Genomic DNA, 24658 nt, shown 5'->3' with positions numbered 1-24658 from the left:
CGGAAAAAAATTCGGGCTTTTTTTGGTCGCAAAGCGGAAATTAGCGACCGTTCGGCACGAAACCAAGGTTAGAGGTGCCATATCAACCCGTATCGCAGAAGTAAAATCCTCGATAGCCGACTCGGAGTCCCTGTTCGAGTTCCAAACGAAGATCAGCCTTCCAGCGCTGTACGCCGTCGGCGGCTTCCGGCTCTTCACCCGGAACCGGCTTGACCATCATGCGGATACCGTCGGCGCGCAGCGTCGGCGATGCTCGAAAGCTGCTGCCCGAGACGGCTCTTCACCACAGGGGAGGGCGCGGCGTACACCACGGGCGACGCACTGAGAGTAGGGGTGGTCTCAAGCGAGACGAAGGCTTTCCTTAGCTTGGGTATGGCATCTATTCCTTGATGGCGGTGCGGGTTTACAGGTCCTCAGAACTGGGCGAGGATGGCAATGGCTTGGGATGGGGGCCGGGTAATCAGTGTTCCTACTGCGTCGGCGTCTGGAAAGCGAAAACCATGAAGATAGGTCAGGCCGGAACAGATAGAGAGATCGCCGCTTGCTATCCCGTGATGCGGGAGCTTCGGCCGCACGTTCCTGAAAACGAGTTTGTTTCTCGAGTACGGCGCCAAGAGAAAAGCGGTTACAGGTTGGTGGCCGCGGAAGCGGAAAAGGAGATTGTTGCGGTAGCCGGGTTCAGAATTGGAGAGAGCCTTGCATGGGGGCGCTTCCTTTACGTCGACGATCTGGTTACTTCCAAAAAGCACCGCTCGAAGGGTTACGGTGCTAAGTTGCTGTTATGGTTGCGTGAATATGCAGTGTCTGAAAATTGCAAGCAATTGCACCTGGATTCAGGCCTTCAAAGAGAAGACACGCACAGATTTTACGAACGTGAGGGCATGTCGAAAGGCGGCTTTCATTTCGTAGAGAGTCTGTCGCCCAGTAAGGCGTGATGGACGCGCTGTTAGTTGGTGGAAGAGGAGAGTCCACTCCAATCTGTTTTGCGCCCCTCGAGCTTGACTATGCCGCAGATTGCAGCGGTCCCAATCACCTCCGCCACCATAGGGAGGAGGCGGTCGTCATCTTTCCGGCTAAAAAAAAACATCAAGGCCGTCCAGCTCCTATTCTTTATGTTGGTAAGGGGCCTTCGTGCATAACACCAGCAATCATGGAAGGCTGCAGTCCAATTCAACCAAGGAGTTAATCACAATGCGCGTAATGGTGATTGTCAAAGCATCCAAAGATTCCGAGGCTGGCTTGATGCCAACCACAGAAGAGCTCAAGACAATGGGGCAATTCAATGAGGAACTCGTTGATGCCGGGGTGATCCTCGCGGGGGAGGGTCTGCACCCGACCTCGAAAGGGGTGCGTGTGCGCTTTTCCGGCAAGGACGCCACCGTCACCAATGGACCTTTCGGGCTTACGGACGATATGATGGCGGGCTTCTGGCTATGGAAGGTGGGGTCACTGGAAGAGGCGATCGACTGGATCAAGCGTTCACCCATGCAGGACACCGAGATTGAACTGCGCCCGCTGTTTGAGGCTGAGGATTTCGGGGCCGAATTCACGCCCGAGTTGCGGGCGCAAGAGGAGCGGCAGCGTGCCCGTGCCGAACAGATCGGGAAGGGGACGCAGCACTAAAATACGTGTTCAGAAATGGTGTCCATCACTCCCCCTCATCCTAACCTTCGCGCTGAGGGAGAAGGGAGTAAAGGGATACCATTTCGGAACTTCTATCCAGCCAGGTGGACAAAAGCGCTCAGCCCTGCGGTATCCTGGACGCGTCGAACGGGCCGATGTTGGTGGCGAAGGACCAAAAATACCCGTCCGGATCACGGAGTCCCACCCAGCGGTCACCCCAGAACATGTCCTCCGGTCCCTGCAGGATCACGGCGCCGGCATCGCGCGCCTGCGCAGCCAGTGCATCCACGTCCGGGCAGTAGACATAGAGATTGATCGGGAGTTCTACGCCCATGTGCACCGGCGTGCGCATTTTCTGATCACCCATGGCCCCTTCCGGCGAAAACATAATGACGGTCGCGCCTTGGTATTTCATGCTCGCATGCATGATACCGCCTTCGGGTCCGGCCACAGGATCCTCTGGTTCGAAGCCAAAGGCACGGTGGTAGAAATCGAGCGAAGCCTCGGCATCGGCGACAGTGAGATAGGGGACGAGCCAATTTATCCCCTCCGGGCGTCCTTTTATCGTAGGCATGGCACTCTTCTCAGTGGGCTTTGCTGCCAGTTTAGGCCACTCCGGGGCTCACATCGACGAGCAAATTTTGTTCATCCCGAAGGAGCCCAGCCTCTGGGCGAATCGAGGAAAAAGCTGGTGGTCAGCCAGGAAAACCGCCAACGTGGAGGAGAAATGAGCGTACCGCTTTCTGGATTGCCGCAAGTCGTTGCTGCCTGGGGAACCTCGGATTTCACTGGCACCCTCAAGTTGGAGCTGGAGCAACTGGATCCCGATGCATTACTCCTGCAACAGGGGCTATCACACGGTAGCTATGTGAGTGGCGATCAGTTTGAGGTGATGATCCTCGGAATATCGGATAGCCCCGGGATTATTCGTGCAAGGGTCGGCATCCATTACTCGAGCATCATTGCCGGTTGCAGCTGTGCCGACGACCCCACCCCTGTCGATGAACTGAGTGAATACTGCGAGGTGGAAATCGAGCTTGATAAAGCAACGGCGGAAGTGCAGGTGAAGCTGCTGGTGGATTGAACCGCTGGATAAAAGGGACGAAGGGACAAACACTCTATACTGGAGCAAATGAGAGTCACCGCGCGGCAGATCCTCAATACCTACCTCACGCTGACCGTGCTCTCGACCTTTTCTTTTTCGTTCATCTGGGGCATCAATACGCTGTTCCTGCTGGATGCGGGCCTCAGTATCACCGAGGCTTTTGCTGCCAACGCATTCTTTACCGTCGGTCAGGTACTGTTCGAGGTGCCCACTGGTGTCGTTGCCGATGCGTTTGGCCGACGGGTCTCCTATCTGCTCGGCGCGCTTACGCTGTTTGTGTCGACGGCCTTGTACCTCCTGCTCTGGGAGATCGAAGGCCCGTTCTGGGCGTGGGCGATTACTTCAATCGCTCTTGGACTTGGCTTTACCTTCTTCAGCGGCGCCACCGAAGCGTGGTTGGTCGATGCCCTGAAGTTTGCTGACTATCGGGGGACGCTCGATGCAGCCTTCGCCAAAGGGCAGATCGCCGGAGGTATCGCCATGCTGATTGGGACGGTGAGCGGCGGTGTGGTGGCTCAGCTGACCCATCTTGGGGTGCCTTACCTTTTGCGTGCGCTCATGCTGGGTCTGACCTTTCTGGTGGCCTATGCCCTGATGCATGATTATGGCTTTACCAGGCGAAGTGGCGCCTCTGTGTCAGGTGAGGTGCGCGGGGTTTTCAGCTCTTCATTGACCCATGGATTTCGAAACCCGCCGGTACGCTGGTTGATGCTGGCGGAACTTTTTGTGGCCGGTGTCGGTTATTACGCCTTCTATGCCATGCAACCCTACCTGCTCGCTCTCTACGGCAGGGAAGAGTCCTACGCCATCGCCGGGCTGGCGGCGGCGATTTTTGCCGGTGCGCAGATTGTGGGCGGTTTCCTGGTGCCGTATGTGCGACGGGCGTTCGGGCGCAGGACCACGCTGGTCTTTTTCACCTACCTCACGGGGGCGGGAGCATTGGCGCTAATCGGCTTTACCTCGGTGTTCTGGATCGCGTTGGTGTTGCTGACGCTGTGGGCAGTTGTGGACGCGATCAGCTATCCGGTCCGTCAGGCCTTCATCAACGGTTTGATCCCGTCCGTGGAGAGGGCGACGGTGCTCTCTTTCGATAATCTGCTCAGCTCCAGCGGAGGCGTGGTGCTGCAGCCTGCGCTGGGTCGGGCAGCCGACGTCTGGAGTTATGCGATCTCCTATGTGTTAGGGGCGGGCGTGTCGCTTCTGGCGCTGCCTTTTGTTCTGCTGGCCCGTCGGGAGCATGCGGTTTCGGATGCGACTTCGGGGGAGGGTAAATAGCCACGGTTCCGAATACCTTCGAATCCGTACCGGTTACAATGGCCGCTTGCCAACCAGGATGCCGTGTCATGACTGAAAGTCTCCGCCTCTCCAAGCGCCTTGCCCGTTTGCTGCCGTGTTCCCGCCGCGAGGCCGAGCTCTACATCAAAGGCGCTTGGGTGCGGGTGGATGGGGTGGTGGTGGAAGAGCCGCACTTCAGGGTCACCGACGAAAAAATCGAGGTGGACCCGCAGGCGAAGGCCGTGCCCCTTGAACCGGTGACGCTTCTGCTGAACCAGCCGTCGGAGGTGGATCCGGACAGCGCGCTGCAGCTGATTTCGCGCGCCTCGCACTCGCCGGATGATCCGAGCGAACGGCGTGTACTCAAGTGCCACTTCGCACGCCTCTCCCCGATGTTGCCGCTGCAGCCGGGCGCCGGTGGCCTGGCCGTATTTACCCAGGACCGACGCCTGATGCGAAAGCTCACCGAAGATGCCGACCGATTCGAACAGGAGTACATCGTCGAGGTGGCCGGTACGCTGGCGCCGGACGGGCTCGAACGGCTTCAGCACGGACTTGATTTTGAGGGCCGGGTATTGCCGCGTATCAATGTCAGTTGGCAGAATGAAACCCGACTGCGTTTTGCGCTCAAGGATCCCCGGCCGGGCCAGATCCGCCATATGTGCGAACAGGTGGGGCTCAAGGTGGTGGCGATGAAGCGGATCCGTATCGGCCGGCTGCCGATGGCGAAGCTGCCGGCGGGGGAGTGGCGCTATATGGGCCATTGGGAGCGGTTTTAGTAACGGAAACAGGCGCGGCCCTGTCCGTAGGGCCGCACCGCAGGTTCATCGACGGGAGCAGGCGGATACCGGCCTGTTCTGGAACAACCGAGTCTGGTTTTTTAGCAGGGGATTGTGTCAGTACGGCTTCCGGCCGACGACATTCCCCGGCGGATGATAGCGGCAGACCCAGAGTTGCGACTGGTCCGGACAGATCCGTTTGGCGCAGCCGACCTCTTCGGTCTCTTCCCAGACGATCTGGGTGTAGTGCCCACACTGTTCGCCACTCCGGCAGGTATTGGTGGCGTAATCGTAGAACGCCTGCTCGGCCGCCCAGTGCTGCACCACCTCTTCAGGTTCGATGGGCTGAATGACGGTCCTGCCGTCGGACCAGCGCCGGGGACTGGCCCAAAAGAGGTTTTCGCCCTGGCCGGATTCGCCGTGGACCATCCGACAGGATTCCTGTTCGGCCAGATGGTCTGCCCAGGCGGCGGCATCTTCGGCAAGCGAGGGAGACCAGCGCAGGGGCGGCAGTTCGTGCTGGCTGCGGATCGCATTGTGTTCGGACAGCATCGATTCGGGGTCTACAAGCCCCTCCGCGAGAACAATGGTCGGCCACCACAGAGCGGTGGTCAGTATCCACACGGCGATGTAGGCGGTCTTCATGGGGCGAGTGTCCTTTATCCGAATAGTGTCTGCGACCTCCAGGTAAATGCAGCTGTACGGTGCTCACCTTCCCATCCGATCCGGGGAGTCGACCGCAGGCATCCGGGTGCAGAATACGACGGTCATGTCCCCACGATCACCCGCTGCGCATCGAGGCGCAGAACCGCCGAGTCGATGGCCTTTCCTGCCGCCTTTCGCTGGCGCTCCAGATAGTATACCTCCTCTTCACGCACATTCGGGTTGACCTGCCGTAGGGCGTGCATGCGGTCGATTTCCCGATCCAAAATCTGGTGAAGGCGATGCCCGGCCTGCTCCAGGAGCTCAGGGATACGCCGGCGTGCCGCCGCTTCACTGTGCCGGAGCAGGTCGCGCAGCGGTTGCCTATAGGCATTCACGATTTCCCGGGCGGTTTCGCTCTCCACCGCAGTACCATTGGTGTTCAGCGACGACTCCGATAGTTCAGCGGCGTGGTCGCCTCCCTGGGGGTCGACCACCACCCGTATCCTGGACGGGGGCAAATAACGGCCGGATTGCACCGCCCGACTCGACGCACTCTCCAACAGGTAGATGCCTTCCAGCAGCAGGGTGCCCGGTCTGATGCGGGGATGCTTGACCGCGGTGATGCCGGTATTGCCGCGTTCGCCGCTCAGTACCATCTCCATCCCCCGCAGGACGAGTGGGTGTTCCCAGGTGAAGAACTCGATATCTTCATTGGCGAGCGCAGTATCGCGATGACAAGTGAAGGTAAGACCGTCTTCCGGAAGACCGGGGAATGGTTCCTGCATCTGTGCGCCGGGACGAATGATGAAGGCGTGCTCGCTGTGCTCCTCCAGCTCGACACCGAAGGCATCGAACAGCTCTTCCAGATAGCTCAGCAGATCGGTCTCGCCGGCGGCGGCCTCGGTGCGTGCCCGCCGGGTCAGCGCCTCGGCCCGCTGCGGTCGGCACGAGCTGTATTCGAGCAGGCGGTCACGGCCGCGGTGCAGGGCGTCCAGCAGGCGCTCGTTCAGTTGCCGCGTGGCGGTGATGAGGGCAGGGAGGCTTTCGGTGTCGGCATCGACATCGTGCAGTGCCTCCTCCAGCGCGGCTTCGACCTGAACGAATACGCTGTGTCCGGTGGGGCAGGTATGCTCGAAGGCGCCGAGCCCCTCGTGGTACCAGTGGAAAAGGACCGACTGGGGAGTCTCCTCGAGGTAGGGGACATGAATGTGGATGGTCTCGCTCTGGCCGATGCGATCCAGCCGGCCGATGCGTTGCTCCAGCAGGTCGGGATTGAGCGGCAGGTCGAACAGGACCAGATGGTGTGCAAACTGGAGGTTGCGTCCTTCCGAGCCGATCTCGGAGCAGATCAGTACCGGGCTGCCATACTCCCGGTCGGCGAAGAAGGCGGCGGAGCGGTCCCGCTCCAGCAGGGTCATCCCGTCGTGGAACAGGGCCGCCTGAATGCCGGCCGTAACCCGCAGCGCCTCGGCCAGATCCCCGGCGCTCTCCATGCTGGCGGTGATCACCACCACCTTTTCCGGCCGCAGCTGTTGGAGCCGGGCGACAAGCCACCCGACCCGCGGGTCGATGCGGGTCCAGGGGGTTGCAGCCCCTTCACGCTGATACAGCCGCTCCGGGCAGAGCAGCAGCGGCGTTTCGCGGGCGCCTGTGGTCTGAACGGCGGAGAAGGTCTCGGCATAGGCTTCGGGCAGCGGTAACGGGATGGCGTGGAGCTGCCTTGCGGGAAAGCCTTTGACCGCAGCGCGGGTATTACGAAACAGCACCAGGCCGGTGCAGTGGCGGTCCAGCAGGTGCTCGACCAGTTCCTCGCGCGCGCTGCCTGAAGTCTCGAAATCGCCGGACGCCAGTGCGTCGAGCAGCGGTTGATTGTCACCTTCGTCGACCGTGCCGCGCAGGGTGGCCTCGGCCGCTTCGCTCAAGGGAGTGCCCGCCAGCAGTTCACCGACTGCCGCGGCAACCGGCTCGTAGGCCTGTTCCTCGGCAATAAAGCGGTCGAAGTCCGGGAAGCGATCCGGGTCGAGCAAGCGCAGGCGGGCGAAGTGGCCCTCCTTGCCCAGTTGCTCGGGGGTAGCGGTGAGCAGCAGCGCGCCGGCGGTGCGTCTAGCGAGTTGCTCGATGCAGCGGTATTCGCGGCTGACGGCATTGGGCGACCACTGCAGGTGGTGGGCCTCGTCGACCACCAACAGGTCCCAGCCGGCCTCCAGCGCCTGCGCTAAACGGGTCGGCTGTTCGGCCAGGAACGCGAGGTCACACAGAACGAGCTGTTCGGTCTGAAACGGATTGACGCCGTTTTCGCTCTCCTCGGCGGCACGGCAGCGACCCTCATCGAACAGACTGAAACGCAGATTGAACCGGCGCCGCATCTCCACCAGCCATTGATGCTGGAGGTTCTCCGGTACCACAATCAGCACGCGCCGGGCGCGTTCGCTGAGTAGCTGGTAGTGCAGGATCAGTCCCGCCTCTATGGTCTTGCCGAGCCCGACTTCGTCCGCCAGCAGCACCCGCGGTGCGTAGCGATCGGCTATCTCATGGGCGATGTAGAGCTGGTGGGGGATAAGGCTGGTGCGGGCGCCGGTGAGTCCGTGGAGATCGGAGGAGGCCAGTTCGGCTGCCTTATCGCGCGTGCGCTGGCGCAGGACAAACCACCTGTCCGGGTCGATTTGGCCGGTAAAGAGCCGGTCGGCCGGGCGGTTCAACTGCATCAGGTTATCGAGTTCTCCCTCCGGCAATTCGGCTTCATCGCCATTTTCGTGTTGGCCGCGATAGGTGAGCAGCCCGTCGCGCTCGATCACCGAGTGTACCTCCAGGAACCAGCCTTCGTGACTCTGTACCCGGTCGCCGGGAGCAAATGCCGCGCGGCTCAGCGGAGCCGTTTGCCGGGCATAAGTGCGGACCTCCTCGATGGCGAGGAAGAGGAACGTGACCGTGCGCGGCTCGACTGAAAGCACCGTGCCGAGCCCCATCTGCGGTTCGGTATCGCTGATCCAGCGCTGGCCGGGAGTAAAGTGATGCATCGCAGGGTCTCAGTGAAAAGGGCTCCATATGGTAGAGGAATCTGGATGCGCGGTCGCAGGGTTGTGCTTTCGGTGGTCCGGTTTATTTGGGAGAATCCTGTTCCGTGGCGTACCAAGATATGTGCTCAACACCTGATTGATAGATGACCAGTCATGGTTCCGGACATCAAATGAAGACGGTTCAGCATCCCGAGGAGCTTCCGGCCGGCCCAGGCCCTCCTGAGGACATGAAGATTCCCGCAGTTCATCCGGTTAGCCCGCCGACGATCGGTCGCGTCTGCTGTTATCATACCGTTCCCCGGGCGCCGTGTCGGTTCCCCGGAATGCCAAGAGCATCACGTGAATACTAATTTCTCCTGCCTCCCGCTGGATCCCGCCGTTCTCGGCAATCTCGACTCGCTGGGCTATCAGCAAATGACCCCGATCCAGGCCGAGGGGCTTCCTCATGTACTGGCCGGCAGCGATCTCATTGCCAGGGCGAAGACCGGTAGCGGCAAGACGGTCGCCTTCGGCCTTGGCCTGTTGGACAGGCTTGACCGGCAGTGTTTTGCGGTGCAGGCGCTGGTGCTCTGTCCTACCCGTGAGCTGGCCGATCAGGTGGCCAGGGAACTGCGCCGACTCGCGCGCGCCAGTGCCAACACCAAGATCGTCACCCTGTGCGGTGGCACCCCCCTGGGGCCGCAGGTCGGTTCGCTGGAGCATGGCGCCCATGTGGTAGTGGGTACGCCGGGGCGGGTCCTCAAGCATTTGCAAAAGGGCACCCTGACGCTCGGGAGCGTAAGGACGGTGGTGCTCGATGAGGCGGACCGCATGCTCGATATGGGTTTTTACGACGATATGGAGGTCATCCTTTCTGCCACACCGTCGCAGCGCCAGACGCTGTTCTTCTCGGCGACCTATCCGGCGACGATCCGGGAGCTGAGCCGCGCCTTTCAGCGCGATCCGGTGGAGGTGAGTGTCGAGTCGCAGCACAGTGAACTGAAGATCAGGCAACGCTTCTACGAAGTCGACAAGGGCAAGCGCACCAAGACCCTTGCTGCGTTGCTGGCGGAACACCGACCGGTTTCGACGGTTGTCTTCTGCCACACGCGCCAACAGTGTCAGGAGGTCACTGAAGAACTCCAGCAGCGGGGGATTCAGGCGCTGGCGTTGCACGGCGACCTGGACCAGAAGGAGCGCGACCTGGTGCTGGTGCGTTTTTCGAACAAGAGCGTGCCGGTGCTGGTGGCCACCGATGTGGCCGCGCGCGGTCTCGATATCAAGGAACTCGAGGCGGTTATCAACTACGAGCTGCCCCGGGATCCGGAGATCTATGTCCATCGCATCGGCCGCACCGGTCGGGCCGGTAGCAAAGGGGTGGCACTGAGCCTGTTCATTCCCTCCGAGGCCTACCGCGTCAATGCTATCGAGGAGTATCAAAACAGCAAGGTGCAGCTGGGGCAGGTGCGGGGCCTCGATCTGCCCGAAGGCTTCAGTCTGCCTTCACCCATGGTCACTCTCTGCATCGACGGCGGGCGCAAGCAGAAGGTGCGTCCCGGCGATATTCTCGGTGCGCTTACCGCAGACAATGCAGTGCCTGCTGACAAGGTGGGCAAGATGGATATCTTCGATCACGTGGCCTACGTGGCCATCGAACGCAGTATTCGCAAGAAGGCCCTGCGGGTCCTGTCGGAAGGGAAGATCAAGGGGCGGCGCTTCAAGGTGCGGGCACTGCACTGAGCTTGAAAACCCTATCGCTCCTTGTAAATCGTTCGATTCAAATCGCGAACTCGGCTGCTAGCTTATGGGAGTAGGTAGTAGTCCCAAGTGAGCACAGGCACAAGGAGGAAGACGACCAATGGACAGTAATGCATTACCGCTCGAGATCGGCAGGGGTGCGGCTGATTCTGGTCCTGCTACTGACGATCGCACTCACCTTCGGGGTGGCGGCCACGGTTCAGGCCCAGGAAGAGAACCAGCAAGAGACCAAGGCAGACGAGGGCGGCCCGATCACCCTGGTCACAGCAACCCCTGAAGAGGGCTTTGCGCTCGCGGTGAAGCTGTCACAGAAGGCCGTCTCGACCACGCAGACCGACGCCAATGTCCGCCAGGTATTGCGTGGTGCCTATGCGCATGACCCGGACAGCCTGATCGCGGCCTCACAGGTTGTGGCGATCAATTTCCAGACCATCTCGGCGGCGAATAACTACTGGCGTGAGTGAGCTTCCTGCCCGGGAGCCAGCGGCAGTATTTGGCAACACTGGGTGCGCAACCCGTTGGAACCGCTGATCGGGTCAAAACGTTCGCCGGAGATCAGGGCGTTGTAGCTGCTGTTGTTCACGCCGCCGAGGGCGTGTCCGGGCAGCCCGAGTTCCGGGCACGCCTCCCACCAGCCATACTGGGCGCAAACGGTATCGGGACGGATGCCGCCATCGAGCTGGGCCTTGGCCTGCATGCGGCCCACGGGGGTTTGAAGGAGCACCCACTGCCCGTCGATGATGCCGCGCGCTGCCGCGGTATCCGGATGTAGCTGTACCAGCGGGTCCGGCAGGCGACGGCGCAGGGAGGGCAGTCCGCGATGCTGGCTGTGGCAGAACTGGGGCCACTTGGCCGTGGTTAGCGCAAGCGGATAGCCGGCGTCCCGCTGTTCGGTCGCGCCGAATTGCGGCAGCGGGGCATGGCCGGCGTCCAGCAGTCGCTCGGAGTAGATTTCGATTCGGCCGCTCGGCGTCTCGAAGCCCTTTTGCCGGTATTTACGATAGCGGGTGGGTCCGGCGGCCGGCACCCCCTGCGGGTGAGCGCGAAGCGTTCCGGCACCTACACCGCCTGGTGCGAGCGTATGCCGCAGTCCCGCCTCTCTGTCTCCCCCGAAGAACCGATCCGAGAGTCCCAGCCGCTCGGCCAGATCGAAAACGATATCACTGTCGCTACGCGATTCACCCCTTGGCGGAATCACTGCCGGGCGTAGTTGCAGCAGCGCTTCGCCCCGTTCGCCGAGCTGAAAACCCGCCGCCAGTCCGGAGCGCTCCCAGGGTGAGGCCGCCGGCAGGAGGAAGTCTGCAAACCGTGCGGTGGGGTTTTCGAACAGGTCGACATGTACGAACAGGTCGAGCTCCTTCAGCATCGCCTCGAGCCCGGGGGTGGCCGGCTTGGTGAGCCGGAAGTTGGCTCCGAAGTTGATCAGTCCGCGTACCGGATAGGGAGCGCCGTCGAGCACCGCCCGTGCCAGGTCGCGGGTGGTGATCCAGCCTTTTGCGGGAGGACCCAGTGGCCGTTCGGCATGGCCGAGACTCTTCTGTGCCTGGGCCGGATTTAACAGTTCGCGGCCGGAGATGTCGTTCAGGGCCGGTCGCGGAAAGCGCACATTGCCGCCGGGGGCGTCGAGCGAGCCGGTCAGGGCATAGAGCAGGCCGATCGCGCGCCCGATTTGGGTGGCTTCGAGCTGCTGGCAGATGCCGGTCCAGTGATAGTAGGCGAGCGGCCGGGCCTCGAACAGAAGACGTGCGGTGTTCTCCAGTTGCTCGGGCAGTACACCGGTCTCTTCGGCCACGCGATCGGTTGTATAGGCGCGGCACTCCTGCGCATAGAGCTCGAAGGCCGGCCGGCAGGTAAGGGGACCGGTCGCTGTCTGCAGGGTATACGAGCCGAACAGGGCAGGGCGCTTTGCGGGTTCGTTGAAGGCGCGGGTGGCCGGGTCGTAGAACAGGGGACGTTGCAACCCTTCATCCCAGACGACCCGCCGATCACGGTTACCTCCACGCAGATCCGCTTCGGTTAGCATCTGCCCGTCGGGCCGTACCAGAAACGGGCCATTGCTCCAGTTGCGAATGAAGTCGTGGTCAAACCAGCCCCGTTCCATCATCAGACCGGCCAGCCCGAGGGCGAGAACCCCGTCCGTACCCGGTCGCGGCTGCAGGTGGCTATCCGCACGTCCGGCGAGTCCGGCCCGTCGGGGGTCCACAACGACCAGGCGTGCTCCGCGTCGCTTTGCCTGGAGAATGGCATCGGCGTAAGCGGGCCAGGTGACGGCCGGGTTGAAGCCCCAGAGCAGAATGCAGTCGGCGTTCTCGAAATCCGGAACACCGATTCCGGAGCCGAAGGTCTCGGCGGGCGCCTGATCCTTGTGCCAGTTGCAGTTCTCGGTCGCGAACATGACGTTCGGCGAACCGAAGGCGTGGGCGAGGCGGTGGATCCAGCCGAAGGCGTCGGCAATCGAGGTGCCGCTCGGGGTGGTGACGCCGAATGCCACCCCTTCGCTGCCGTGATTCGCCCGGATGGCCTGCATCCGTTCGGCGATTTCACTCAGTGCCTCATCCCAACTGACCGGCTGCCAGCCGGGATCGGAGGCCCCCTTGGGGCGGGTCCGGCGCAAAGGGCGCAGCAGCCGGCCGGGGCTGTAGACCAGCTCCGGGGCGGCGCGTCCCTTGATGCAGAGGTGCCGACCGGTCGGGTGGCCCGGGTTGGGCTCGACGGCCGTCAATCGCCCGTCGGTAATGGTAGAGATACAGCCACAGCGCGAGATGCAGAGTGGACAGTACCCGTAGACCTGTTCGGTAGCCATTGGTCTCGCCTTGCGTATTGCGGTCGGCTCAGCCTTTGGGCCGGGCGACATTCACCGCTGTCGGTGAGCATCACACCAGTTGCAGCCCCAGGATACCCTCCATCTTTTCGGCGGTCTCGGACTTGCCGGTACGGCTGTCGCCCACCAGGGCCACGGTGATACTGACCTCGTCGGTCGCGCCGAGGCGCTCCCGCTTGGCGCGGGCGAGTTCCTTGATGGTATCAATGAGGTCCTCGGCCAGACGGACGGGGCCCTGCTGCTCCACCTCGTCGCGGCCACGGTAGCCACAGCGGGTGATATCTTCGTCGCTGTTGTTCTTGTAGACGCCGGCCATGAGCTGGCTATACGCCACGCCGATGCGCATCTCACCGTGCGAGATCGCCACGTTGAGGTCGGCGATGAAGGCCTGCTCGTTCTCCTGGAATTTGTCGTGCAGCTCGGGATGCAAAACAGTGCCGTCATCGTCGACCAGAAGCGGAAAGGGGTTGGCCCAGTAGCTGCTTTCCTTGTTGCCGCGGTGGGTGCCGGTGCTGCCGGAGGCGACCCGTTCGCCGAGGCGGAAGTGTTGAATGGCTTCCTCGGTATCCATCGTGGCGTGAAGCGTGGAGGCGCCCTGTTCGATGAGTGTGAAATTGTTTACGTAGAGCAGCATATCGAGTCGATCGCCACGGCCAATCTCCGCCTCGTCGGTCACCGGGACGATCTGGCGTGCGTTGGAGCCGGTGTCCTTGTTGTAGCCCACTTCACGCCCGGCCATTTGCAGCTTGGCCTGTTCCGAAAAGCCATCCAGGCAGGCGAAGGCACCGGTCTCGGTGCCGTAGAAGATGGGCCGGGTGCGGTTGTCGGGACCGCGTTCGAGCCGTACCCGGCCCATATCGTCGGCCTTGATCAGCATATCCGCGATATAGGGTTCATCGTGCTCATCGAAGCGCACCACATAACGGGTACAGCCGCAGTGCAGCGGCACCTCACCGGCGCGGATCGCGAGGACGTTATGGAGGGTCAAAATCGGTTTTTTGCAGTACCCGAAGTATTTCAATTCGTCACGGTTGGGCACCATGCCCACCAGCACCTGGTGGCGCTCATCCCACCAATAGCCCAGGTCGTGGTCGGCAGCGTTCGGGTCACCGAAAATGAAGATGCCGTCAGGGCGGCGATGGTTTTCGATGTCTTCGATCGGCGCAAACGGAAAGATGTTGAGTAGCCCCGGCTCCATCTCGATGCAGCCGCGCGACTTGTGGATGTAGGCAACGATGAGCCATGCACCTACCTGCAGTGGTACGGCGACCCAGTGGTTGGGGACAAAACTGGCTTCATCCAGCGGGTTGTGCTCGAGCTCGTAAAAGGGCTTTGCCCGTCGGTTGGACGGTGTGGCGTAGTCGACACCGGTGCGGATATCAGCGGCAATGGTGAGCGGCACGTGGGCGAGGGCGACATAGCCTGCCGGGAGATTGAAGTAGTGACCCGAGATCTCCCCGGCGGTGACGTTGGGGGCGGCATCGGTGCCCGGCGTGCGCCGCACGCCACGCTCCAGGCCGACCCGCAGCAACAGGCGGCGACGGGACTCGTTGATGAGGTCCGAGAGGTGTAGCGCCTTGTCGGTCACCTTGTCCTTGACCGTCTCCGGGGTTTCGGTGCCGGTGGAGACCACATCGTTCTGCAACCGCACCAGCCGCGAGTAGGCGGTGCCGCGGAAGTGGTGGAATGCGCCATCGAGAAAGCGCACCAGCGAACGCGCCCGCTCCTCCGAGAGCGGGTCCGGGAAACGTTCCGTGCCCAGGATTTCGAGAAAGTCACGCGGCTGGATGTCCTTGATCGCGGCGATCTTCTGCTGCGCCTCGTGTCGCTGGCGACCGCTACGCTGGCGCAAGTCGTCGATGAACTCCTGCTTGTAGATCTTCAGGTAGCGGGCGAAGGCGAGGCTTTTCAGCAGTTGTTCAGGCGTACTACAGCCGTCACGGATTTCCAGGATCTCTTCCATAGGTGTGTTCTTTCTTTAATGGGCGGAGAGGCGATGCGGGGTTCTTGTTGGTTCATGCGAAAGGATGCGACTTCCGACGACCCGGGAGAATACACGAGCCGGGAAAGAAACCCTATTGACCTGGGTCAATGCGGCAGAAGCAGCTCGCAAATGCTCCCGGTCACTCAGCGCAACTGGCAACTGGGCAGTCGGGGTTCGCCGCGGGTTTGTTGGGAAAACGGCGCAGAGGCGAGTGTCCAGCGTCGACGAAGGCTGCTTTAAAGCTGTTTTACCGGGTGTTCGGTCTCGGCCCGTCCCACCCGGAGGTTGAGCCCCGCCACTGTACACAGACTGTCAAAATCGAGAATGCGAGCGTTGCGGCCGCGCAATTCGGCGATTCTGCGCTGGCTGAACTGGGTGAGAAGACGGCTAACCGTCTCCACCGCCAGGCCGAGATAGCTGGCGATGTCCTCGCGCCGCATCGGCAAACGGAATTCGGACGCAGGTTCCCGGCCTGCATTGAGTCGGTTGGCGACGCTGTATAGAAATGCGGCCAATCGCCGCTCGGAGTTCTGCGCCCTGAGCAAAGTACATATCTGCTGGTCGTGCAGCATTCGCCGGCTCATCGCCTGGATGAGCTGCTCCTGAAACTGAACCAGGCGTGGACCCAGTCGGTGCAGATGGGCAAACCCGAGTTCGCAGACACTACTCTCTTCCAGAGCCTCGACGGTATGCAGGTAATGGCCGCCTTCGATGGTCTCAAGACCAATCAATTCACCCAAAAAATGGAAGTTGATTACACGATCGCTCTGGCCGATATGGCTTATCGTCCTGAATGCTCCCGATTTCACTGCAAAAATACCGCGAAATGGCGTATCGGGAATCAGAAGCCTCTCGCCCTTGGCAACAGGGCATCGTCGTGAGACCACTTCGTCCAGTAGTGAATCGTCAATCGAACCCAGCCCGGCAACCCGGCAGATGCCAAAAAGTTCACAGTCGCGACATTCAACTTCAGGCCTTCGGCGACAATCTCTGCGGGCCATAGGCTTCACCTTTTCTCCAAGGAACCGTCCTGAATGATACTGCCACCCTTCGTCACCCCGTATATGAGTCAATTACCCGTTCCGGGAGTTCTATAGGCAAAATATCACATCGAATTTGATCGATCTTTGTGATTGCCCCATGATACCTATTCCCTAAGTATCCGAACATGTCCATGGAAGCCAGTAGTACGTATCCCGAGGGACCCTCGGGGCATTCGGTCTATAACCGGTTTACCCTCGCAGTCTACGACTGGTATGTGCTCGGGGTGTCCAACCGCTTCGTCTGGAAGTGCCCAACAGACCGGCTGGTGGCGCATTTTGACCGGCATGTGACGGATAACCACCTGGATGTCGGCGTTGGTACCGGCTATTTTCTCGATGTCTGCCGGTTTCCATCCGAGGCGCCGCGTGTTGGACTGCTGGACCTCAATCCCTGCAGCCTCGCCCGTACCTCTCAGCGCATCGCCCGTTATAAGCCGGAGGTTTTCTGGCGCAACGCCCTTGAACCCATCGAGCTGAACGGCAAACGTTATGATTCCATCAGTCTCAATTACGTTCTCCACTGCCTTCCCGGGACGATGATGGAGAAAGCGGTGGTGCTTGACCACCTGCGGCAGCACCTCAATCCGGGCGGTACTCTGTTTGGCTCGACCCTCCTGCAAAACGGGGTTGCGCGTAGTCCGGTGGCACGACGCCTGATGGCCCTCTATAACCGTAAGCGCATCTTCAGCAATAGCAATGATGATCTCGAGCAGCTGAAGACGACCCTTGAGGAGCGGTTCCCACATAGCGGCATCGAGATCGTCGGATGCGCGGCACTGTTTTGGGCCCGGGCTTAGGGGGAAAGCGGCCGGCGCGAGAGCTCCGTGACGCCAATCGCCGCGAGGGCGTGCCACCTACCCCGGGGATTGCCGGCGCTGTTCTCGGTGGAGAACCGCCCCCGGCGCGATATGACGTGATGCCAACCGCCAGCAGGATTGCCGCCTATCTGAGCAGCCTCTGCGCTTCTTCGAAAAACGCCTTGCGGCGGAACAGCAGCTGAAGACGGCCACCACCGCTCTGTTTCCAGAGCACAGCTGAGCGTATGGCAGAGAGCAGCAGGGCGCGCACCCGGTTAGCATTGGCGCTTTGATTCAAATGGCCATGTTCGCCGGCCACCATGATTCGCGGCGTAAGAATACTGACGCTGTTCACGTAGGTATCGGCCAGACTGGCAACGACGTTCTCGTGGGTGAGGGAGAAGTGCTCTGCCTGTCGACGGGCGCGATCGATACCCTTGCCGATATTGTCGAGGTATCGGGGTTTTTTAGCGAGTTTCCGTTCCAGGTTAAGAATGCCGATGGCGTAGCGGGTCAATTCCAGGTTTCTGGGCGACTTTCCGAAGCCGAGTTGGGACTGCAGGCATTCCAGTCCGGTTCGCAGTTGACTACTGCTCCCGTAGACATCCTCGGCACTTTTTGGCGTAGTTGCGAACAGGCTGCGGATGGAGGTCTCGAACGCCGCCGGATTAGCGGACCCCCGCCGGGCAACCTGATCGACCAGGTAGACCGCCTGAAAGATACCGGCGAGCGCCAGGGTTCTGTCGGTGATGCTTTTGTTCATGAAAGATCCACGGATGTATCCGATAGGAAGATAAGGGCGGAGAGAGCCCGACTCAATCTCCGGGGCCAGGAGCTTGTCCGAGAACATCGTTTTTTGAAGGTTGGGGTGAGCTACGCGAACCCCAACGCTCATTTTTTGTTGGGCTTCGTTCCTCAGCGCCAACCTACATTTTGGAGCCCATTGCCATGCTCGGACAGGACACCAGGGTGAACGCGGTCTCGATCACCGCGCCGCCCAGGCAGATTTCGCCTGCATAGAATACCACCGACTGACCGGGGGTTACCGCCCGCTGGGGGACATCGAAGCTGGCGCGGACGGTATTCCCGGAATGGCTCTCCACCATACAGGACTGATCGGACTGCCGGTAGCGGACTCTGGCAGAGCAGGGCAGCGGCATGACTGGCGTCTCGCCGCTGATCCAGTCAACGGGGCCGGTGATCAGTCCACTGCTCAGCAGTCGCGGATGATTGTGTCCCTGGGCGACCACAAGGATGTTGTTTTCCAGGTCCTTGTCCACCACGAACCAGGGCGCCTCCGGATAACCGGGTATACCGCCAATACCGAGTCCCTGCCGCTGCCCCAGTGTGTAGTACATGAGCCCTTCATGACGTCCGATCGTCTCCCCTTCAGGGGTCCGCATATCGCCCGGCTGGGCGGGCAGGTAGCGCTTCAGAAACGTGCGAAAGTCACGCTCACCGATAAAACAGATCCCGGTACTGTCGCGCTTGGCGAAGGTGACCAGCCCGGCCGCTTCAGCGATCTTTCGTACCTCGCCCTTATCGAGTTCACCCAGCGGGAAGAGGGCCCGGGAGAGCTGGTACTGATTGAGGCCGTGCAGAAAATAGCTCTGGTCCTTGACCGCATCCAGTCCCTTGAGGAGCTCGAAGCTTCCGTTCCGCTCGCGTACCCGCGCATAGTGTCCGGTGGCGATGGCATCAGCACCCAGGTCAATGGCATGTTCGAGGAACGCCTTGAACTTGATCTCGGTATTGCACAGGACGTCGGGGTTAGGGGTTCGCCCGGCGCGAAATTCGTCGAGGAAATGGGTAAAGACGCGGTCCCAGTATTCAGCAGAAAAATTGATAGTGTGCAGGTGAATACCGAGGGCATCGGCCACCGCCTGGGCATCGGCGAGGTCTTCCGCCGCTGTACAGTGGCCGGGGGTGTCATCCTCCTCCCAGTTTTTCATGAACAGGCCTTCGACCTGGTGGCCCTGTTCCTGGAGAAGAAGTGCGGCGACAGAGGAGTCTACCCCGCCGGACAGGCCGACGATGACGCGCTTGGAATGGGGCATCGGATTTAGCTCGAATCTTTCATGAATTTGCACCGATCTCACTTGTCTCTTGATTCACAAAAAACAGTTTCTCAGTCGGCCGTAATCTCGGCTCGGGCATTCTGCTTCGCCCTAACAGTCCGTCCATAGACCTGACCGATACGCCGCTCCCTCGAAAATTTCCTTGGCGAGACCGATATCCTGCGTGATCTCGGCACGAATCATGAAATCTTCGGGTTAGCTGATATCGGTCAATATGCTCAACGGATGGCGGTGACCGGCGAGATAATCGTCGATTACCCGCAGCACCATGGGGCTGCGCAATTTGTGGCGTTGAGACCAAATCTCGACCCGATTGAGCCAGAGTGTTTCGATAATATCTTTATCCAGCTCATGGGACTCGTCGGCATCCGAAGCCTGGCCATGGATGGCGAAGCGGACAAAGCAGGCGCCAGTACGTGGATTCGTCCATGTATAGATGCCGATCAGGGCATCGGGCGTGAAGTGACGCCCCGTCTCTTCGAAGGTTTCGCGGATGACGGCGCTGAGGATCGACTCTCCGGGTTCCACGTGTCCGGCAGGCTGGTTCAGCACCACCGTCTCTGCAGGCTGCTCCTCCACGAGCAAAAACCGATCATCGTGTTCAATGATCGCGGCGACGGTGACGTGTGGCTTTTCGGTACTCATGGCTGTCTCCTCGTCGGTGTCGAGGAACCGGCCGCTGGGTCGGTTTCCGCGGAACTATACCCCGATACTGTTCGGGGTCAACCTCGCGCCACTCGCCGGGCGCCAGCCCTTCCAGTACAAACGGGCCGATGGCTACACGAACCAGACGCAGGGTCGGATAACCGACCGCCGCGGTCATGCGCCGGACCTGTCGATTCCGGCCCTCGGTCAGGGTCAGCTGCAGCCAGGCGGTAGGTATCGACTTACGCTCTCGCACCGGTGGAACTCGCGGCCAGAGTTCCGGTTCGGCAATTCGCTCCACCTTCGCCGGCCGGGTTCGGCCATCTTTCAAGTTCACCCCCATGGCCAGCTGCTGCAACACCTCCTTGCCGGGCTCTCTCTCCACTTGGACCCAATAGGTCTTGGCAAGTTTATGACGCGGGTCGGCAATCCGGTGCTGCAAGGGACCCGAATCGGTCAGCAGCAGCAATCCCTCACTGTCCCGGTCCAACCGTCCGGCCGGATAGACGCCCTTGATGGAAATGTAGTCTGCCAGGGTGACACGGCCCTCATTATCCCGAAACTGAGTGAGGACGCCGTAGGGCTTGTTGAACAGGATAAGTCTCGTCATGGAAATCGAATACCGCGACAGGTTGGGCTTTAGCTCGTCACGTGAGTATCTCCCGGGGCGTGCCTTGCGTTGTTGTCGGCCTTCAGGCCGTCGTGTTTCGATGGACTAAGAACCGGTTTTATCTATTATTGTTTTAATTCAATATCTTGCAGTACCAAACTAAAGTAATTCTTTGCTTCCCCGGGGTCGGTATGCGGCGCTGTGTTCGGGAAACTACCGAAAATTGCGGGCGGAATGCTAGAATCCGCGACTCTTTTTGGCTTTCCGGAAGTGGAGTGAGCATGGCCTACGACAAGATCCAGGTGCCCGAAAACGGTGAGAAAATTACCGTGAACGCCGACTTTTCGCTGAAGGTTTCGAAGCGCCCCATTGTGCCCTTTATTGAAGGCGATGGCACAGGAGTCGACATCACGCCGGTGATGCGCAAGGTGGTCGACGCTGCCGTGGAAAAAGCCTTCGGTGGTGAACGCTCCATTGCCTGGATGGAAATCTACGCCGGCGAGAAGGCCAACGAACGCTACGGCGAGAACACCTGGTTGCCGGCCGAGACGCTACAGGCGATCAGGGATTTTTCCGTGGCCATCAAGGGCCCGCTGACGACGCCGGTCGGTGGCGGTATTCGCTCTCTGAACGTGACCCTGCGCCAGGATCTGGACCTTTACGTGTGTCTGCGCCCCGTACGCTACTATCAGGGTACTCCCAGCCCCGTAAAGGAGCCGGAAAAGACCGATATGGTCATCTTCCGCGAGAACTCCGAAGATATCTACGCCGGTATCGAATGGGCTGCCGGTACCCCCGAGGTCAGGAAGGTAATCGACTTCTTCCGGAACGAAATGGGCGTGACCAAAATCCGCTTCCCGGAGAGTTCGGGGATCGGCATCAAGCCGGTATCAGAAGAGGGCACCAAGCGCCTGGTACGCAAGGCCATCCAGTACGCCATTGATAATGAGCGCGATTCGGTAACCCTGGTGCACAAGGGCAATATCATGAAATTCACCGAAGGCGCCTTCAAAAACTGGGGCTATGAACTGGCAGCCGAGGAGTTCGGCGCCGAGTTGCTGGACGGCGGCCCCTGGATGACCCTGAAAAACCCCAGAAGCGGGAAGGCGATCATCATCAAGGATTCCATCGCTGATGCCTTTCTGCAGCAGATCCTCCTGCGCCCGGCCGAATACGATGTGATCGCCACTCTGAATCTGAACGGTGACTACGTATCCGACGCTTTGGCGGCGCAGGTGGGTGGCATCGGCATCGCGCCGGGGGCCAACCTGTCCGACAGCGTGGCGATGTTCGAGGCGACCCACGGTACCGCACCCAAATATGCCGGCAAGAACCAGGTGAATCCCGGCTCGCTGATCCTCTCTGCCGAAATGATGTTGCGCCATCTGGGCTGGGGCGAAGCTGCCGATCGTATCGTCAAGGGTATGGCCGGTGCCATTGCGGCCAAGACCGTGACCTATGATTTCGAGCGGCTGATGGAGGGCGCAAGCCTGTTGAGCTGTTCAGGATTCGGCGACGCCGTCATCGACAACATGTGAGTCGAACCGGACACCGGAGACGAGGAGGGCGAAGCTGGACTTTCGTCCTTTTTCGTTTAGCTAACCGGAAGATCGGACCCTTCCAGGGGGAGTGGTATTCCCGCTCGAACCGCCCACCATCACGTACAAAATTCATGGTTTTACCCGTGGCTGGGCATAGTACACTTACGGCTAAGAGCTTCACTGCAACAACACGGGTTCGAGGGGAACCTGAAGATGCGTGGAATCTCTAATTTTTACAGGGTTTATCCAACCAGGCGCTGGAAAGAGGTTCCAGGGCCGTCTTGGGTTGACCCATAATTCTTGCAAGCTTTTGGGGAACAGGTCATGTCGAAAAAGGACAAGACCCAACACGAACACGACGAAAGTCTGGTGGTCCAAGAGAGTAAGCCGGAACTAAGACGGCCACCCATGTACAAAGTCATTTTACTGAACGATGACTATACTCCAATGGACTTCGTCGTCCATGTATTGGAGCAGTTTTTCGGCATGGATCGCCATAAAGCGACGCGGGTGATGCTTGCGATACATACCGAAGGTAAAGCAGTTTGCGGCACTTTTGCTCGGGACATCGCCGAAACGAAAGTAGTGCAGGTCTGCGAACATGCACGCAAGCACGAACACCCGCTCCTTTGCACAATGGAAGCTGCCTAAGCCCACGAGGTAATCATGCTAAGTAAAGAGCTCGAGTTCACCCTGAATCTGGCTTTCAAGGAAGCGCGGGCCAAGCGTCACGAATATATGACGGTGGAGCACCTGTTGCTTGCATTGCTGGACAACCCGTCAGCCGTAGAGGTGCTCCGGGCTTGCGGCTCTGATATGGACACGCTGCGACGCGAGCTCTCCGCCTTTCTGGACGAGACCGTGCCATTGCTGCCCGAGAACAGCGATCGCGAAACCCAACCCACGCTGGGGTTCCAGCGCGTTCTGCAGCGGGCGGTTTTCCAGGTCCAGTCCTCTGAAAAAAAGGAGGCCACGGGCGCCAACGTGTTGGCCGCCATTTTCAGTGAAAAAGAGTCCCAGGCCGTATTCTTCCTGAATAAACAACAGATTACCCGCCTGGATATCGTCGATTATATTTCCCACGGTATCGCCAAAAATCCGGGGGAAGAGGAGTCCGACGAGGATGAGTTGGGTGCCGCCGAGGCGGAACAGGAGTCCGCCCGCAGCCCCCTCGAATCCTACGCCACCAACCTGAACGAAATGGCGCGCAAAGGTCGCATTGATCCGCTCATCGGTCGCAAACAGGAACTGCAGCGGACCATGCAGGTGCTTTGCCGGCGCCGAAAGAACAATCCGCTATTCGTCGGTGAAGCCGGCGTGGGAAAGACCGCGCTGGCGGAAGGGCTGGCAAAGCGGGTGGTGGACGGCGAAGTCCCGGAGGTGTTGAAAGACGCCACCGTACACTCCCTGGATATGGGAGCGCTCCTCGCCGGCACCAAATACCGGGGTGATTTCGAGAAACGCCTGAAGGCGGTGCTCGCCCAGCTCAAGCGGGAAAAGGGCGCGATTCTGTTCATCGATGAGATCCATACCATCATCGGTGCCGGTGCGGCTTCGGGAGGGGCGATGGATGCCTCCAATCTGATAAAGCCGGTGCTGGCCTCCGGTGAGCTCAAGTGCATCGGCTCCACCACCTATCAGGAGTACCGGGGCATCTTCGAGAAGGATCACGCCCTGGCACGCCGCTTTCAGAAGATCGATGTGCCGGAGCCGACCGCCGAAGAGACCTTCCAGATCCTGGAGGGGCTGAAGACCCGCTTTGAGTCACACCACAGTGTGCGTTACACAAAGCAGGCGCTGAAGACAGCGGCGGACCTCTCGGCCCGCTATATCCAGGAACGCCATCTCCCCGACAAGGCGATCGACGTCATTGACGAGGCCGGTGCCCAACAGCGGCTGTTGCCGGCATCGAAGCGCAAGAAAACGGTGGGCGTTAAGGACATCGAAGAGGTGATCGCAAAGATGGCCCGCATCCCGCCGAAGACGGTCTCCAGCTCGGACAAGGAGAGCCTGCGTACCCTGGAACGGGATCTGAAGTTGATGATCTATGGTCAGGACGAGGCGATCAGTACGCTGTCGACGGCCATCAAGATGGCGCGCTCGGGGCTAGGTCAGGATCAGCGGCCGATTGGCTCGTTCCTGTTCGCAGGGCCGACCGGGGTCGGCAAGACCGAGGTGACACGTCAGCTGGCACGGGTGCTCGGCATTGAACTGATTCGGTTCGATATGTCGGAATACATGGAGCGGCACACGGTTTCGCGTCTCATTGGTGCACCGCCGGGGTATGTCGGCTTCGACCAGGGCGGCCTGTTGACCGAGGCGGTCACCAAGCATCCGCATGCGGTGTTGCTGCTTGACGAGATCGAGAAGGCGCATCCGGAAGTATTCAATCTGCTGCTGCAGGTGATGGACCACGGCACCCTGACCGACAACAATGGTCGCAAGGCGGACTTCCGCAATGTGATCATCGTCATGACCACCAACGCCGGCGCCGAACAGCTGGCGAAGGCTTCCATCGGCTTCGCGCCGCAGGACCATTCCACGGACAGCCTGGAGATGGTCAAAAAGATGTTCTCGCCGGAGTTCCGTAACCGGCTCGACGGCATCATCCAGTTCAAGTCCCTGGAGGCGGACACCATCAAGCATGTGGTGGAGAAGTTCATCATGGAGCTTGAGGCGCAGCTGGAAGAGAAGGGCGTCACCCTCGATATCGACGAGACGGCGAAGGCCTGGCTGGCCAAGCGAGGTTACGACCCCACCATGGGTGCCCGGCCCATGGCCCGGATTATCAAGGAACACATCAAGAAATCCCTGGCGGAGGAGTTGCTGTTCGGACGGCTGGAGGGAGGCGGTCACGTTATCGTCACCGAGCAAAACGACGAACTCACCTTCGAGTTCGAGGGCAAGGAGGAGGCGGTAGTGCATTAACCGGCCCGACCCTCCGCACGCACGAAAGCG

22 protein-coding genes are annotated in these 24658 nt (G+C 60.4%); 11 read left to right on the top strand and 11 right to left on the bottom strand.

Annotation, left to right across the window (positions count from 1 at the left end; genetic code table 11):
- Positions 1 to 82: 82 nt before the first annotated feature.
- Entirely contained in the window at positions 83 to 220 is a 138-nt protein-coding gene (locus Q7L05_RS05675; RefSeq protein WP_303903228.1) for a hypothetical protein, read from the bottom strand.
- 280 nt (positions 221 to 500) lie between these two features.
- On the opposite strand from Q7L05_RS05675, the gene Q7L05_RS05670 reads away from it, so the two are divergent.
- Both Q7L05_RS05670 and Q7L05_RS05665 read left to right on the top strand, forming a co-directional pair.
- Positions 501 to 935: a GNAT family N-acetyltransferase gene (locus Q7L05_RS05670; protein WP_303903225.1), complete on the top strand. Its 435-nt coding sequence runs from the start codon at positions 501 to 503 to the stop codon at positions 933 to 935.
- Between the two features lie 256 nt (positions 936 to 1191).
- Positions 1192 to 1623 carry a YciI family protein gene (locus Q7L05_RS05665; protein WP_303903223.1) on the top strand — a complete coding sequence of 144 codons (432 nt, stop codon included), beginning with the start codon at positions 1192 to 1194 and terminating at the stop codon, positions 1621 to 1623.
- Positions 1624 to 1741: 118 nt separating this feature from the next.
- Here the strand turns inward: Q7L05_RS05665 and Q7L05_RS05660 are convergent, their stop codons facing one another.
- Positions 1742 to 2197 carry a VOC family protein gene (locus Q7L05_RS05660; protein WP_303903221.1) on the bottom strand — a complete coding sequence of 152 codons (456 nt, stop codon included), beginning with the start codon at positions 2195 to 2197 and terminating at the stop codon, positions 1742 to 1744.
- A gap of 153 nt (positions 2198 to 2350) precedes the next feature.
- On the opposite strand from Q7L05_RS05660, the gene Q7L05_RS05655 reads away from it, so the two are divergent.
- The 3 genes from Q7L05_RS05655 to Q7L05_RS05645 all read left to right on the top strand — a co-directional run bounded on the left by Q7L05_RS05655 (position 2351) and on the right by Q7L05_RS05645 (position 4782).
- Entirely contained in the window at positions 2351 to 2707 is a 357-nt protein-coding gene (locus tag Q7L05_RS05655) for a hypothetical protein (RefSeq protein WP_303903218.1), read from the top strand.
- A gap of 48 nt (positions 2708 to 2755) precedes the next feature.
- A complete protein-coding gene (locus Q7L05_RS05650) occupies positions 2756 to 4003 on the top strand; it encodes an MFS transporter (protein WP_303903216.1) in 1248 nt (415 codons plus the stop codon).
- Positions 4004 to 4071: 68 nt separating this feature from the next.
- Positions 4072 to 4782, top strand: coding sequence for an rRNA pseudouridine synthase (locus Q7L05_RS05645; protein WP_303903215.1), 711 nt, complete (start codon positions 4072 to 4074; stop codon positions 4780 to 4782).
- Positions 4783 to 4899: 117 nt separating this feature from the next.
- Here the strand turns inward: Q7L05_RS05645 and Q7L05_RS05640 are convergent, their stop codons facing one another.
- Together Q7L05_RS05640 and rapA are read right to left on the bottom strand one after the other, a co-directional pair.
- Positions 4900 to 5427, bottom strand: coding sequence for a CAP domain-containing protein (locus tag Q7L05_RS05640; protein WP_303903212.1), 528 nt, complete (start codon positions 5425 to 5427; stop codon positions 4900 to 4902).
- Positions 5428 to 5549: 122 nt separating this feature from the next.
- Positions 5550 to 8444, bottom strand: coding sequence for an RNA polymerase-associated protein RapA (rapA, locus tag Q7L05_RS05635; protein ID WP_303903210.1), 2895 nt, complete (start codon positions 8442 to 8444; stop codon positions 5550 to 5552).
- Positions 8445 to 8783: 339 nt separating this feature from the next.
- Here rapA and dbpA point away from each other — a divergent pair, with 339 nt between their 5' ends.
- Positions 8784 to 10163: an ATP-dependent RNA helicase DbpA gene (gene dbpA / locus Q7L05_RS05630; RefSeq protein WP_303903207.1), complete on the top strand. Its 1380-nt coding sequence runs from the start codon at positions 8784 to 8786 to the stop codon at positions 10161 to 10163.
- 128 nt (positions 10164 to 10291) lie between these two features.
- Positions 10292 to 10645, top strand: a complete 354-nt coding sequence (locus tag Q7L05_RS05625) for a hexameric tyrosine-coordinated heme protein (protein ID WP_303903203.1) — start codon at positions 10292 to 10294, stop codon at positions 10643 to 10645.
- On the opposite strand, the gene Q7L05_RS05620 is transcribed toward Q7L05_RS05625, so the two are convergent.
- The 3 genes from Q7L05_RS05620 to Q7L05_RS05610 form a co-directional block, all read right to left on the bottom strand.
- Entirely contained in the window at positions 10630 to 12984 is a 2355-nt protein-coding gene (locus tag Q7L05_RS05620; protein ID WP_303903201.1) for a molybdopterin-containing oxidoreductase family protein, read from the bottom strand. The genes Q7L05_RS05625 and Q7L05_RS05620 overlap by 16 nt on opposite strands.
- A 70-nt stretch (positions 12985 to 13054) precedes the next feature.
- A complete protein-coding gene (locus tag Q7L05_RS05615) occupies positions 13055 to 14965 on the bottom strand; it encodes a hypothetical protein (RefSeq protein WP_303903198.1) in 1911 nt (636 codons plus the stop codon).
- 257 nt (positions 14966 to 15222) lie between these two features.
- A complete protein-coding gene (locus tag Q7L05_RS05610) occupies positions 15223 to 15987 on the bottom strand; it encodes a helix-turn-helix domain-containing protein (protein WP_303903196.1) in 765 nt (254 codons plus the stop codon).
- A 167-nt stretch (positions 15988 to 16154) separates the two neighbouring features.
- Here Q7L05_RS05610 and Q7L05_RS05605 point away from each other — a divergent pair, with 167 nt between their 5' ends.
- Complete coding sequence (locus tag Q7L05_RS05605) at positions 16155 to 16826, top strand: class I SAM-dependent methyltransferase (RefSeq protein WP_303903193.1); 672 nt, start codon at positions 16155 to 16157, stop codon at positions 16824 to 16826.
- A 145-nt stretch (positions 16827 to 16971) separates the two neighbouring features.
- On the opposite strand, the gene hflD is transcribed toward Q7L05_RS05605, so the two are convergent.
- From hflD to Q7L05_RS05585, 4 genes are all read right to left on the bottom strand, one after another.
- A complete protein-coding gene (gene hflD / locus Q7L05_RS05600) occupies positions 16972 to 17589 on the bottom strand; it encodes a high frequency lysogenization protein HflD (protein WP_303903191.1) in 618 nt (205 codons plus the stop codon).
- Between the two features lie 163 nt (positions 17590 to 17752).
- A complete protein-coding gene (gene mnmA / locus Q7L05_RS05595; RefSeq protein ID WP_303903188.1) occupies positions 17753 to 18883 on the bottom strand; it encodes a tRNA 2-thiouridine(34) synthase MnmA in 1131 nt (376 codons plus the stop codon).
- 216 nt (positions 18884 to 19099) lie between these two features.
- The gene (locus tag Q7L05_RS05590) at positions 19100 to 19549 is read right to left on the bottom strand and encodes an NUDIX hydrolase (RefSeq protein ID WP_303903185.1); all 450 of its coding nucleotides are present in this window, start codon (positions 19547 to 19549) and stop codon (positions 19100 to 19102) included.
- Entirely contained in the window at positions 19506 to 20159 is a 654-nt protein-coding gene (locus Q7L05_RS05585; RefSeq protein ID WP_303903182.1) for a pseudouridine synthase, read from the bottom strand. Before Q7L05_RS05585 ends, Q7L05_RS05590 begins: the two co-directional genes overlap by 44 nt.
- Positions 20160 to 20440: 281 nt before the next feature.
- On the opposite strand from Q7L05_RS05585, the gene icd reads away from it, so the two are divergent.
- The 3 genes from icd to clpA all read left to right on the top strand — a co-directional run bounded on the left by icd (position 20441) and on the right by clpA (position 24628).
- Positions 20441 to 21697: an NADP-dependent isocitrate dehydrogenase gene (gene icd / locus Q7L05_RS05580; protein ID WP_303903179.1), complete on the top strand. Its 1257-nt coding sequence runs from the start codon at positions 20441 to 20443 to the stop codon at positions 21695 to 21697.
- A 327-nt stretch (positions 21698 to 22024) separates the two neighbouring features.
- Positions 22025 to 22351 (top strand): ATP-dependent Clp protease adapter ClpS, encoded by a 327-nt coding sequence (gene clpS / locus Q7L05_RS05575; protein WP_303903177.1) that lies wholly within the window; start codon positions 22025 to 22027, stop codon positions 22349 to 22351.
- Between the two features lie 15 nt (positions 22352 to 22366).
- Positions 22367 to 24628, top strand: a complete 2262-nt coding sequence (gene clpA / locus Q7L05_RS05570; RefSeq protein ID WP_303903174.1) for an ATP-dependent Clp protease ATP-binding subunit ClpA — start codon at positions 22367 to 22369, stop codon at positions 24626 to 24628.
- Positions 24629 to 24658: the final 30 nt, after the last annotated feature.

This window comes from Thiohalomonas denitrificans, from assembly GCF_016841685.1.
Lineage (GTDB): Bacteria > Pseudomonadota > Gammaproteobacteria > Thiohalomonadales > Thiohalomonadaceae > Thiohalomonas > Thiohalomonas denitrificans_A.
Note: the sequence above shows the minus strand (reverse complement) of the source record. Positions and strands in the feature narration are given on the sequence as shown.